Origin of the sequence: Pedobacter nanyangensis (assembly GCF_003313505.1) — a bacterium.
Taxonomy (GTDB): Bacteria; Bacteroidota; Bacteroidia; order Sphingobacteriales; family Sphingobacteriaceae; genus Pedobacter; species Pedobacter nanyangensis.
In genome coordinates this window covers 172,267-184,363 of the sequence record NZ_QMHO01000008.1, presented here as the reverse complement: position 1 = coordinate 184,363, position 12,097 = coordinate 172,267, and the positions used below count along the sequence as shown (strand labels likewise).

The window sequence follows — 12,097 nt, the reverse complement described above, 5'->3', positions numbered from 1 at the left end:
AAGTGGCCACTTTGAAGAAAAAAAAGGTGGCCACTTTTGGAATATCCCCCACCATATTAGGATATGTTGATATATGTTGGATAGTTTGACAGGAATGGTAAGAATGGGTCTCTAATAGGCGCTAGTTCATCCTTATCATTCACCTCAAGTGAGTAAGGTGTTTTCCAATGAAAAGATAAATAGAGATATTTAGTTGACTTAGTCAACTAAATTAATTACTTTAGCATTATGGAAATTATATCAAAATTCATGAACGCGTGGAAAAGTTAACCATCAATGATATGCGAGTATTCAATCGCTATTATACCAACCTAATAGGGCTATTGGATCAGGGATATCTCGAGACGCCATATACCTTAACAGAAGCGAGGATTCTTTTCGAAATATCTCCGAGGGACAAAATGGATATCTCAGAAATTATAGACGCTTTGCTCATCGATAAAGGATACTTGAGCCGGGTGTTAAAAAAGTTTGAAGAAAGTGGCTTGGTTACTAAATCAAAAACTGGAAAAGATGCCAGAACAAGCCAAATATCTTTGACAAAAAGAGGGCGAGACGAAGTTGGCATGCTGAATGCGTTGGCAGATAAAAAGCTTGAAAGCCTATTAAAAGGTTTATCTTGTACCGACATGGAGCAACTTGCCCATCATATGAACTCGATAATTAAGATTCTCAATAAAAACAGCACAAGCAAAAAAACGAAACCATAGCCAATAAACCACCAAAAAATTATCTGAGCAAATTTTATGATACGGCCAGCCACATTTCAGGACATCCCTGAATTAAAAAAACTTTTAGCCCTTTCAGTGCGGCGCTTAAGTAGAGAATACTACTCGCCAAACCAAATTGAGAGCGCCCTCAAATATATCTTTGGTATCGATACACAGCTGATCAGTGATGGCACCTATTACGTTGTGGAAACTGACGGGATCATTACCGGATGTGGTGGATGGAGTATGCGAAAAACGCTATATGGAGGTGATCAACATAAGGAATTAGAAGATCCCTTGCTAGACCACAAAACCGATGCTGCAAGGATTAGAGCTTTTTTTGTTCATCCAGATTATGCAAGAAGAGGCATTGGTAGGCAGATTATGGAACATTGCGAGCTCAAGGCGAAAGAACACGGATTTTCAAGCATCGAGCTTGGTGCTACATTGCCCGGCGTTCCACTTTATAAAGCGATGGGCTTTTCGGAAATACGGAACATAGTTGAGCCGCTATCTGATGGCGAAAAATTGGAATTAGTTAAAATGAGAAAAGTTATATGAGTATAGATTTCGTCAAAAGGGAGATGCCTTAAAGCAACTTAATTTTGCCAGGTTTATATTTTTGCGTTGGTTGGTATGTGGTTTTAGGAGTTTTTTATGGTTTCCGGTTGCCCTGCCAAAAAATGATAAGAGTAAAACAGTATCCATGTTGTGCCACAAAAGAACAACTGTTTTTGGCGGATAAATTCATTTTGCTTGTAAATTTTCAATAATTACACGTAAATATCTATCTTCAAAAACGATTTAACATTAACAGGACTACAAATGATCAGCAGCCTTAATAGGACTGTCCATTAACAAACAATAAACAGATGAAAAAACTACTGGGCATATTGCTAATGCTATTGGCGGTGAACGTTTTTGCCGCCAATGTGGATACGGTTAAAACTTATAGTGCTTCCATGAAAAAGGAGATCAAAGCAGTAGTGGTAACACCTGCCAACTATGCCAATGGCAACCGATTTCCCGTAGTTTACCTGTTGCATGGTTATTCTGGCAACTACGGCGATTGGATCAAAAAAGTTCCGGCTATTAAGGACTTGGCAGATCAGTATCAACTGATAATTGTTTGTCCGGACGGAAATTTCAGTAGCTGGTATTTTGATAGCCCCGAGCAGCCCGAAAATAAGTACGAAACCTATGTAGCTACTGAATTGGTGAAATGGGTTGATGAAAAGTATAAAACCGTTGCAGATAAAAAATCAAGAGCAATTACAGGGCTGAGCATGGGCGGCCACGGAGCTCTTTACCTGGCTTTTAAACACCAGGATGTGTTTAGTGTGGCCGGAAGCATGAGTGGTGGGGTTGATTTGCGACCCTTCCCAAACAACTGGGATATTGCCAAACGTATTGGCACCTATGCCGCAAAACCTGAGCAATGGGAAAGCAGGTCGGTTGTTAATTTAACCCATTTGCTTACCCCTAATTCATTGGCTTTGTTTATTCAATGCGGAACGGAAGATTTTTTCTATAAGGTAAATGTACAATTGCATGAAAAACTGGCTTACCAGAACATTCCGCATACCTTTATGACCAATCCTGGAGCACATAACTGGCAATACTGGGCTGATGCCATTAAATATCAGTTGCTGTTCATCAGCAATAATTTGAAGAAATAGCGTATCCCTAGATCATTGGACTCCCCATTCCGATGGGTTTGATCTTCATACTTAAAAACAAAAAGCAGCGTTGATATGTTTAGTTTCAAAGCCATTTGTATGAATATCAGGGAATACCAAGCAGATCTCTCGAAAGTTTTATTTGTACTCGTTGTGATCATTACGCTTTTTTATTGCATGGGCCGTTAAGTTTCTGTAATTTGAGGTTCTATTGATGATCCTAAGAACTAAATTTAATGATGATGTTGCAATCGCTCATAGCCGAATTTGAACACGAGGTAGCCGGTACCCGTAAACTGTTAAGGGCCATCCCCCAAAAAGATATCGCCTACAAACCTTCTCCCGTTTCGTGGACAATGGGCCAATTAGCCCAGCATATTGCCACCATTTATTATTGGTATGTAGGAGTGTTCAAAAATGAAGTGTATGATATGGCCACCGATCATTTGGAACGGGGAGAGCCAAGCGATATTGCCGCAACTTTGGCCCTTTTTGAACAAAATGTGGAAAAGGCCAGAGCAGCTATGAAATTAGCTTCCGAGGACAGTTTGCAACAGCCTTGGACCATGAAAATAGGCGAACGTACGGTGCTTGGCCCAATGCCCAGGGCAACAGTAGTACGTAGTTTCTTATTCAGTCACATCTATCACCACAGGGGCGAAATGGTAGTCTATCTTCGTGCTACGGGCAATAAACCACCGGGCTTGTATGGCCCCACCTACGAAGAAATGGCTCCGCAAGGTTAATCTGCAATTTTTCTAGTCTTTTTATATATGGCTGTTTTAAGCCTATAGGTAGGTTATTGCTTTAACACGATAACCCATGGTGGGATAGTGGTGTTTAAAATATGTTCCAAACAAAATACAACATTTGCTGTTCAAGCTGTAAAACGCCCTTTTTAACCATAAAAATGGCTAAGGATAACAATAATTAAACATTGCTTTAACCCACAATAATTTGTTTTGTGGCATAAAAACAACACATCATATGGAAATGACCGTACTTAAACCAAACGCAGATTTACAGAAGTTTATTGACAAATTTGAACCAACCAAGTTTAAACTCATTAAAAATGGCATAGAAATAAGAGGGATAATTGATTTAAACCGAGGTATCCAGGAAGCCAAAGCCTTAATAGAGCGTTTCCAGTTAAGATTGATTATTTCACATACGGCCGAGATGCTAAGCTATCGTGGTTTTGAGGTAAATTATTTTTCTGAAGAAGCAAATATAGCCGCAAGGCACCAACAGGCCACCGCTAAGTTAGATACTATTCACGTAAAATAAGAGCTAGTAAAATTTAGAGTATTTTAAAATTAAATTCATGAAAAAGGAGCGACTAATAACAGCTTAAATCATGGTAGGCATGTTGTTTTTTGGCTGCAAGAAACCCTCAGAAAAGACGGTGGACTGTTTGTCGAAAGGTTGAAGCTGAGTGTTCACGTAAGGGTTAATCCAAATAATAACTTCCCAATAGATTTGATAATTGCCCATGAAGGATTAACAATAAATATTCCTTTTGGAAGTAATGATTTATTCCTATCTTGTAGCATAGGTTTTAACTTGTTGGTGTAGATGATGCAATTTAGAACTTGGTGGATTATTAAATTCAAATACGCTCATTATGAAGAAAAAATGTCTACTATTTTCATTTTTGTTCATTTTCTCACTGCCAGCCATCGCTCAGCAAACTGACATCTCGGGCATCGATAGAGATACCATCACCAACTATTCTACCTACAAACGATCCATTGGCTTTGCGGGTTTATTACAAACCAGATTTCTCGCTTCGCTGTCTGATAACATAGATATCAATGGCAAAAATTTTAACGACGCATCCACCAGTAAAAACACCAATGCGTTTTTGTTAAAAAGAGTTAGACTTCAGGTAAAGGGGAACGTGAACGACCATTTCGCCGCCAATATCATGTTCAACTTTGCCGAGTTTAGTTCCAATCCCGCCAACAAGGTACTGGAAAATGCGTATGTGAAATACACGCTGAGCAAGCATTTTCAGGTACAGGCGGGTCAATTCAGGCCTTTCTTTGGGATAGAGGATGCCCTTCCTGTAGATGTGATTAGAACCTTCGATTATTCTAACCAATATTATGCCTTTGGCGCCAGTGGATGGCAAAGTTTTCAAATAGGTTTGTCGCTGTTTGGCGATGTGACCTCAACCGGCCAAATGCCCATCAGGTATTATGTAGGCGTTTACAACGGAAATAATAGAAACGAATCCAGTGATAACGATGATGCTAAAAACTTTTATGGGCGTATTGAGGCCGAATTAGCCAAGAAACTTATTGTAGGCGTGAACGCTGCGGTAGGAAGCATGGGCAGTGGCCAAGGTGATGCCTGGGGCGCTGACGTGGTGGCTACACATAAGTTTGGAAACAGGTGGCAATTCTCCTTAAGTGGCGAGTATAAAAACGGAAGTAACCTGTCATTGTTCAACACGTTTACCACCAATGCACCAAGCCTATCTAAAGTGCGGATGCATGGTTTTTATGTATTCCCCATCCTGCGTTACAATTGCAACCTGCCGCGTTTGCGTGGAATTGAGTTCTCCTCACGGTACGAGTACTTGGATTTGAATTATAAGCTCGATAAAAATGTGCGAAGGAATATTGTTCCTAACATTTCACTGGTATTTGCCGACGATTTTTACGCGGCCATTCAAACAGGGGTATCCCTCAATATGTATGATCGCAATGTCCCGCTAAGCACCACTTACGATAGTCATCTATATTACTTGCAATTGCAGGTCCGTTTTTAAACCCTAGTTTATGAAAGAAGTTAACCTAAAATCGCTGGCCATTACCGTAGTTATTGGCCTCATGATCTGGTTCATTCCCGTGCCAGAAGGTGTTAAGCCCAATGCATGGCATTTGCTGGCTATTTTTGCGGCCACCATTATCGGTATTATCCTTAAAGCGGCACCTATGGGCTCTATGGCCATGATTGGTATGACCGTTTGTGCGGCTACGCAAGTGTTGGCGCCCGGAGATCCCACACAATCGATCAAAAATGCCTTAAGTGGTTTTGGCAACTCAACCATTTGGTTAATTGGCCTGGCTTTCTTTATTGCCAGAGGTTTTATTAAAACGGGACTAGGGACTAGATTAGCCTATAATTTTATCCGCATGTTCGGTAAAAGTTCGCTGGGATTAGCCTTTGGTCTTAATACTGCCGATTTGATTCTTGCTCCTGCTATTCCTAGTAACACGGCAAGGGCTGGTGGGGTAATTTTCCCGATCATGAAATCCATTGCGGTAAACATGGGCTCAACGCCCGAAAATGTGGAGAGCCATCGCAAAATAGGTTCCTTTTTAACTTTGAGCAGCTATAATGCCAACATGATTACCTCGGTAATGTTTTTAACAGCTACAGCCAGTAACCCGATGGCACAAAAATTCGCCAAAGATTTGGGCATTACCATTACTTGGAGCAGTTGGTTCATGGCAGCGGTAATTCCTGGACTGGCTTGTTTTATATTGGCGCCACTTTTTCTTTACAAATTTTATGCGCCTGAATTAAAAAAAACACCAGATGCCCCACGTTTAGCCGCAGAAAAGCTGAAAGAAATGGGACCTGTAACCAGGCAGGAATGGCTCATGGTGGCCACCTTTATCATTCTTTTGGTGTTATGGATATTTGGAAATTTATTTGCCGTAGATGCCACTACTGGTGCATTAATTGGTTTGTCGATCTTATTGCTTTGTGGCGTACTAACCTGGGATGACGTGAAATCGGAAAAAGGGGCATGGGATACCATTGTTTGGTTTTCGTCGCTGGTAATGATGGGTTCCTATTTAAATTCCCTTGGCTTTATCGGTTGGTTTGGCAATTTGGTGGGTACTAAAATGAGCACCTTCAGTTGGCAATTGGCTTTTCCCATCATCATATTGGTCTATTCTTATTGTCATTACCTTTTTGCCAGTGCCACGGCACAAGCTGCGGCCATGTATTCGGTGTTTTTGGCGGTGGGTATTTCGGTAGGCGTACCAGGCACCATGTTGGCTATTTTCTTGGGGGCCTGTGCTACCTTGATGGGTTCTTTAACGCATTATGGTCATGGTCCGGCGCCTATTTTCTTCGGTAGCACCTACGTAGACATGAAAGACTGGTGGAAGCACGGTTTCTTCATTAGCGTGCTCTTCCTGTTAATTTGGTTTGTGATTGGCGGACTTTGGTGGAAAGTAATTGGGTTATGGTAAAGGCTAAAGGAACAATCACGCAGGCCTATAAACTTTGGATGGCCTTAACCGGACTTTTTTTGTGCGTGTTTTTAGTAATTCACGTACTGGACAATCTAACTTCCTATCATCAATCTCGTTTGATGAGCAAAACATGATATTGAGCATCAATCAAAAAGGCCGTTGGATATCCAGCGGCCTTTTTTGATTGAAATTTAGAGGTATAGTCCGTCATTGCGAGGTACGAAGCAATCTCACTGCTATATTGTTGAGCTTAAAAGCTATCGCTTTAAGATTGCTTCGTACCTCGCAAGGACGAAATTTCGAGAGTGTTGAATCATGGACGATGAATGTACAACTTATGGTTTCAAAGTGTACTTGTCGGTAGTGATCATGGGCATTTCGTTGCCCAACAATTTAATCACTACCTCTACACGGTCATTCAAAGGCACGTAAGTTTTATCCTTTTCAATGTATTGATAAGTCACTTCTGTAGTAAGCTTAGTGGCCTTGAGGATTTTAATTTTTAAATCTTTCAGGTTTACTTCCGTCATTTTTTCCAATCTGCCCGTTTTGGCATTAATGTGTAGTGTAAACAGGCAATCCTTAAAAAAACCATGGTCGCTATCTACGCTAGCTGGGTCATATTGATAAGTAATTTCCAAGGTGTTGCCATCATCTTTGCTGATTTTGTAGGAATTGTCATCCACTTTAAAATCAGTCTTCTGATTATGCTCCTTTTCAAAGGCTTTTTGTTCACCTTTAGAAGGATTTTTACCATTTACCGAAACCAATGTCCATTGTGGTGGATCTTGTTTATTGGGGTCGAAACTGGAAATATATACTTTGTCCTTATCGTTAATGGTTACCGTTCTTTGCACTTCGTGTGCGTACTTTTCTAAATTATCTTTCAAATTAGGGTTCAACACCTCTTCGCTAACATTGTACTTTTTTAAGGCTTGCAGCACGAGGCTCTTTTGGGCAAAGGCAACACAGCCAAAGGTGATCATCAGCAAAGAAAGAAACAGCTTTTTCATATAGTTTGGACTTTTAAAATTATTTACGGTATAAAGGACAACGCTTTAAAAGGTATTGCAATGGACTACTGAAACCTCCATCTGTATTGGAGAAAAATGCCCTGTGGCTTTGGTTGTAGATATTGGCATTGTTGTCGTTATAAATGCTCAAACTTACCGAAACATCATAACGTTGTTCGGCATTGGAATAGGTTGATCCGTAGGTATTGACTTTGGTAACCTTGTCGTTCCCGTTTCTTTTCACATTGGTATTTGAGTTGCCGCTGGTGTAACTGGTTTGTGAAGCTTTATTTTGCTTAACGGTGCCATCAATAATATACTCCACACCCAAAATATTACACAGTTCGTTCATGGTGAAACCAGTAATGTTTTCCTTGGTTACCCCACCTTTAGCCAATAAGGCGTTAGTGGTTCTTGGATCAATTAAAGTATAGCCTGCCGAATGCTGAGATAAGAAACTATAAGTATCTTGTTGGGCACTTAATCCTATTTCATCGGCTCCAGGTTGGTTCTCCATAAGGTAATGAAAAGGAAGTACCGCAATGCGATTATGATGGTCGGCAGGAGTGCCTTTCATTACAATTTGGTCGTTCTTGCGAATATCAGAACGCAAAGGAGGTTGATTAATGATCTCTACCCTACCACTTGAATGGGTAATTTTTAAAATATCCGATTTCTTAACGGTGTATTCCAAGGTTTCGCCACTGTAAATAAAGGTCAGATCGGTGTCGGTAATCTTGGTGATTTTACCTTTCATTTCGTCGCCATTCATTTTCAGGATAACGTCAACTGGAGTTTGGGCAAAAGTGCTGATAGAGAACAAAAGCACCAACAGCAATAGGAGAGGTCTGCTCATAGCTAATATTTTTGTTTACTATAAAATTAGCTTTTTAGTGTTTTAAAAATTACTCTTTTAGCGAATATTTTTTTATTTTCATGGCATAGAGTAGTTAATGGCTACTCTCTACTTATTTGATTTGATATGCAACCTCAACTATCCCGTTTCCTCAGTTTGTTGCTTCTTTTAGTTGGGCTATTTGGTATAACTTACGGACAAGCCAACAAATCAAATCAGAAAGATACCGCAAACGCAAAAAGCTTTGTCGCAAAGATGCAGGAATTTGCCAAAACCTCTGCCTTGAGCAGTGCAGCAGATTTTGAAACAGACAAAGCGGAACAGGTACAAGAAGCCACCCTGGTAGAGATTAAGAAAAATGTCCAAAAAGCTAAACTTTACCTTCGTACAGGTTTAGATACTGTAGCGGCGAAAAACGAACTTTCGTTGATTGCAAAGTATGCAAATTTGGCGGGCGATGGTGTTTTTGCTGACAAAGAAACCCCAAGGACTTATCGGAATTTGGTATCTACCCAAAAACTCCTGAATGCTTTACTGGAGCGGTGTAATTTACAGAAAACCAAATTGGATAATCATAAAAAACAGCTCTCGCAGTTTAAATACCAAATCGATTCCCTTTCCAAAACCAAGGAACTGTTTAGCTTCCCTAAGGATTCAGCAAAGTTATCCAAGTACATGCAAACCTTGGTGGTGTTGGCTCGTGAAGTGGCCCCTATTGACAGTGTCATTGACCAATCGATCATGCAAACCCAATCGTTGCAAAATCAAGCGAGTTTGCAAGCTTATAGTTTAGAAAACCATCTTGATGAAGTGACGCATTTTCAGCAACAAATGTCAGATCAGTTATTTCATCCAGAACTGAGTTATTTGTGGCAATCTTCAGAGATATTTAGGCCATTTGGGCAAATAATCGATTACTCTGTACAAAAAAGCGAGTTGATTTTACGCTTTTTTACCCTCAGCAACGTGGGTATTTTGGCTTGTGCTTTATTGTTGCTGCTGGTTTGTTATTCGTTTGTATTGTCGCTTAAAAGTGCCTATCGTAAAGAAGCAGCAGGCCAAGCTGTAGGCAAAGAACATTTGATCATCAGGCATCCTTTGCTCTCGGCTATCTTTATTATCGCAAACCTGTCGCAATTCCTGTTCAATGCGCCTCCCTTTATTTTTAGTTTATGTTTTTGGTTGGTTGCTGCGATAGCCCTTACCTTATTGATGCGGGGTTATATCACCAGGTTTTGGATGTATGCCTGGCTGGGCATGCTGCTGTTGTTTGTACTTTCGGCCATTGATAACCTCATTCTTCAAGCTTCGGGTTCAGAAAGATGGTACATGCTCATTCTATCTGTTGCAGGTTTGATTCTGGGCTTTTTGATCTTTAAAAAGGGAAAACGTGAGGAATTAAAGGAAAGCCTAATTGTTTATGCCATTGGACTGATGGTCGTGTTAGAAGTGTTTGCCTTAATATTTAACCTGTTGGGTAGCTATAATTTAGCTAAATCCTTATTGGTGGCAGGCTATGTAAACGTCATCATCGCCATTATGTTTTTATGGATGGTAAGGTTAATCAACCAAGGATTGCAATTGGCATTTAACCTATACGCAAGGCAAGATAAAAGCCTGTTTTTCATGAATTTTGATAAAGTGGGGCAAAAGGCACCGATATTGCTTTATGTACTACTTGTGATTGGTTGGTTGATCTTGTTCGGCCGCAATTTCCCTGCCTACGCTTTCATTGTAGAGCCGGTAAGGAATTTCTTCTTCGACCAAAGGGCTATAGGAAGCTATACGTTTAGTATCAGCAGCCTGATTTTGTTTTTCTTTGTGGTATCGGTGTCGGTGGTCATCTCTAAAGTTGTCTCCTTTTTTGCCGTTGATAAACGTACTTTTTCCAAACAAGACGATAAAAAAGGCATTGGAAGCTGGATTTTGTTAATTCGTATTACCATTATCCTTTTAGGCTTGTTTTTGGCATTTGCTGCGGTAGGTATTCCTATCGATAAAATTGCCATAGTGTTAGGTGCTTTGGGAGTAGGTATTGGCTTTGGCCTACAATCTTTGGTGAATAATTTGGTGAGCGGATTGGTCATTGCGTTTGAAAAACCGCTGAACCTGGAAGACGAAGTAGAAATAGCGGGCAAAAGTGGCACAGTTAAATCCATAGGTTTCCGTAGCAGTATCATTAGTACTTTTGATGGTGCCGAAATGGTGATGCCTAACGGCGATTTGCTGAATTCGCATCTGATTAATTGGTCAAGTGGAAGCAGCAAAAGGCGAACTTCTGTAGTACTCCACATTGCCCATGGTGCAAATCTCAAGAAAGTACAGCAGGATATATTGGCATTGCTTTTGGCCGATGAACGCATCCTGAAACATCCAGAGCCTACAGTGTTTTTTAAAGATATTAGCCCCGAAGCCCTGGAAATGCAGGTGTTTTATTGGAGCAGGCAAACGAAACAGTTGGCCGAAATTAAAAGCGACGTGATTGTAGCCATCAACCAGTTATTTATTAAAAACGATATACAGATTCCGTATCCAAAACAAGAGGTATTTGTACATCCCGCTGAACTCAAGAAAAATAAAACTTAACATAAACTAACATCGCATGATTAAAAAACTCTTACTCTTTTCGGCTTCAGTTTTGATCTTTTCGGCAGCTAGCGCCCAAAAAGGAACAAACGGCATACAGGTAGGCGCCCGTGTGGCTTTCCCAACAGAAAAATTAAACGATATTGCCAATACAGGCTTTGGTGGCAGCTTAAAGGGGATGTATGGCATTGGCGGAAAAAGTAGCCCGCATCAGGTTACTTTAGAAGCAGGTTACAACCGATTTGGCTTGAAAGACCTTCCTGATGGCGCAAGCGGCTCTTATTCTGCTATTCCAATTTATACGGGCTACCGCTATCTTTTCGGTAAAGTTATTTTAGACACCCAAGCAGGCATTTCTATCAACAGAATATCAGGTAAAAGTGCTTCGGGCGTAAAAGCAAATGGCAGTCAAACGGCTTTTGGATGGGCCATTGGTGCAGGCTATATGATCAATCAAATTGAATTGGGCGTAAAATACCAAAGCTCAGATGTGAAAGATGATCTTTATGATATCAAATTTGTTGGCATTAGAATAGGCTATAATTTTATGCTATAAATGAATTAACTATAGAGAGCTGTTTATGATCATACGGACAGAAAAAACATTATCGGAAGTGATGGAAGTACTGCGGGAAAGGGGCTATGTAGAAGATTTTAATCTGTTGGAAGAGCACATTTCCTATCGCGATGGAGGCGAGAAAGTAAATCTTTCAGATATTGTGATCGATAAGATCTATCGTTTTACGGGGCAAAATGATCCTGATGACGAAGCTATTTTATACGCTATGCGCAACATAAAAGATGGCGCCAAAGGTGTTTTTGTGAATGGTTTCGGAATTTATACGGATGATAGGGCGGATGAAGTGATTGCAAAAATAATCTTTGACGAAGATCATTCGGGTATTTGGCCGTAAACTGGTTGGTGGGTTCATCGGTTTGTTTAGCTTGCGGATGGCGGGGCGATACCTTGCTAAATTCAACAATGTTGATAGCAATTTAAACCAAATCGAAACTTGCGGCCTTAACTAGATGC

12 protein-coding genes are annotated in these 12,097 nt (G+C 40.4%); 10 read left to right on the top strand and 2 right to left on the bottom strand.

The annotated features are described in order from the left end of the window. Positions 1-257 precede the first annotated feature (257 nt). From DUT71_RS14395 to DUT71_RS14365, 7 genes are all read left to right on the top strand, one after another. Positions 258-710 (top strand): MarR family winged helix-turn-helix transcriptional regulator, encoded by a 453-nt coding sequence (locus tag DUT71_RS14395; protein WP_113663238.1) that lies wholly within the window; start codon positions 258-260, stop codon positions 708-710. A 36-nt stretch (positions 711-746) separates the two neighbouring features. Further along, complete coding sequence (locus DUT71_RS14390) at positions 747-1,271, top strand: GNAT family N-acetyltransferase (RefSeq protein WP_113663237.1); 525 nt, start codon at positions 747-749, stop codon at positions 1,269-1,271. Positions 1,272-1,582: 311 nt separating this feature from the next. Continuing rightward, on the top strand, positions 1,583-2,389 hold the full coding sequence (locus DUT71_RS14385) for an alpha/beta hydrolase (protein ID WP_113663236.1): 807 nt from the start codon (positions 1,583-1,585) through the stop codon (positions 2,387-2,389). Between the two features lie 236 nt (positions 2,390-2,625). Then, a complete protein-coding gene (locus DUT71_RS14380) occupies positions 2,626-3,135 on the top strand; it encodes a DinB family protein (protein ID WP_240186939.1) in 510 nt (169 codons plus the stop codon). 241 nt (positions 3,136-3,376) lie between these two features. Then, positions 3,377-3,676 (top strand): hypothetical protein, encoded by a 300-nt coding sequence (locus DUT71_RS14375; RefSeq protein WP_205313951.1) that lies wholly within the window; start codon positions 3,377-3,379, stop codon positions 3,674-3,676. 337 nt (positions 3,677-4,013) lie between these two features. Then, a complete protein-coding gene (locus tag DUT71_RS14370) occupies positions 4,014-5,165 on the top strand; it encodes a porin (protein WP_113663235.1) in 1,152 nt (383 codons plus the stop codon). Between the two features lie 10 nt (positions 5,166-5,175). After that, positions 5,176-6,606, top strand: a complete 1,431-nt coding sequence (locus DUT71_RS14365; RefSeq protein ID WP_113663234.1) for an anion permease — start codon at positions 5,176-5,178, stop codon at positions 6,604-6,606. 338 nt (positions 6,607-6,944) lie between these two features. On the opposite strand, the gene DUT71_RS14360 is transcribed toward DUT71_RS14365, so the two are convergent. Both DUT71_RS14360 and DUT71_RS14355 read right to left on the bottom strand, forming a co-directional pair. Next, on the bottom strand, positions 6,945-7,622 hold the full coding sequence (locus tag DUT71_RS14360) for a hypothetical protein (protein WP_113663233.1): 678 nt from the start codon (positions 7,620-7,622) through the stop codon (positions 6,945-6,947). 19 nt (positions 7,623-7,641) lie between these two features. Next, the gene (locus tag DUT71_RS14355) at positions 7,642-8,478 is read right to left on the bottom strand and encodes a hypothetical protein (protein WP_113663232.1); all 837 of its coding nucleotides are present in this window, start codon (positions 8,476-8,478) and stop codon (positions 7,642-7,644) included. Positions 8,479-8,604: 126 nt separating this feature from the next. Between DUT71_RS14355 and DUT71_RS14350 the strand changes: the two genes are divergently transcribed. The 3 genes from DUT71_RS14350 to DUT71_RS14340 are packed head-to-tail and all read left to right on the top strand — an operon-like array spanning position 8,605 to position 11,978. After that, positions 8,605-11,064 carry a mechanosensitive ion channel family protein gene (locus DUT71_RS14350; protein WP_113663231.1) on the top strand — a complete coding sequence of 820 codons (2,460 nt, stop codon included), beginning with the start codon at positions 8,605-8,607 and terminating at the stop codon, positions 11,062-11,064. Positions 11,065-11,080: 16 nt separating this feature from the next. Beyond that, on the top strand, positions 11,081-11,620 hold the full coding sequence (locus DUT71_RS14345) for an outer membrane beta-barrel protein (protein WP_113663230.1): 540 nt from the start codon (positions 11,081-11,083) through the stop codon (positions 11,618-11,620). 25 nt (positions 11,621-11,645) lie between these two features. Then, positions 11,646-11,978: a phosphoribosylpyrophosphate synthetase gene (locus DUT71_RS14340; protein ID WP_205313950.1), complete on the top strand. Its 333-nt coding sequence runs from the start codon at positions 11,646-11,648 to the stop codon at positions 11,976-11,978. Positions 11,979-12,097 lie beyond the last annotated feature (119 nt).

Bases quoted from the DNA above. Each gene is read 5' to 3' on its own strand.
- DUT71_RS14390 (WP_113663237.1), top strand. From the start codon at position 747: ATGATACGGCCAGCCACATTTCAGGACATCCCTGAATTAAAAAAACTT.
- DUT71_RS14385 (WP_113663236.1), top strand. From the start codon at position 1,583: ATGAAAAAACTACTGGGCATATTGCTAATGCTATTGGCGGTGAACGTT.
- DUT71_RS14380 (WP_240186939.1), top strand. From the start codon at position 2,626: ATGATGATGTTGCAATCGCTCATAGCCGAATTTGAACACGAGGTAGCC.
- DUT71_RS14375 (WP_205313951.1), top strand. From the start codon at position 3,377: ATGGAAATGACCGTACTTAAACCAAACGCAGATTTACAGAAGTTTATT.
- DUT71_RS14370 (WP_113663235.1), top strand. From the start codon at position 4,014: ATGAAGAAAAAATGTCTACTATTTTCATTTTTGTTCATTTTCTCACTG.
- DUT71_RS14365 (WP_113663234.1), top strand. From the start codon at position 5,176: ATGAAAGAAGTTAACCTAAAATCGCTGGCCATTACCGTAGTTATTGGC.
- DUT71_RS14360 (WP_113663233.1), bottom strand. From the start codon at position 7,622: ATGAAAAAGCTGTTTCTTTCTTTGCTGATGATCACCTTTGGCTGTGTT.
- DUT71_RS14355 (WP_113663232.1), bottom strand. From the start codon at position 8,478: ATGAGCAGACCTCTCCTATTGCTGTTGGTGCTTTTGTTCTCTATCAGC.
- DUT71_RS14350 (WP_113663231.1), top strand. From the start codon at position 8,605: ATGCAACCTCAACTATCCCGTTTCCTCAGTTTGTTGCTTCTTTTAGTT.
- DUT71_RS14345 (WP_113663230.1), top strand. From the start codon at position 11,081: ATGATTAAAAAACTCTTACTCTTTTCGGCTTCAGTTTTGATCTTTTCG.
- DUT71_RS14340 (WP_205313950.1), top strand. From the start codon at position 11,646: ATGATCATACGGACAGAAAAAACATTATCGGAAGTGATGGAAGTACTG.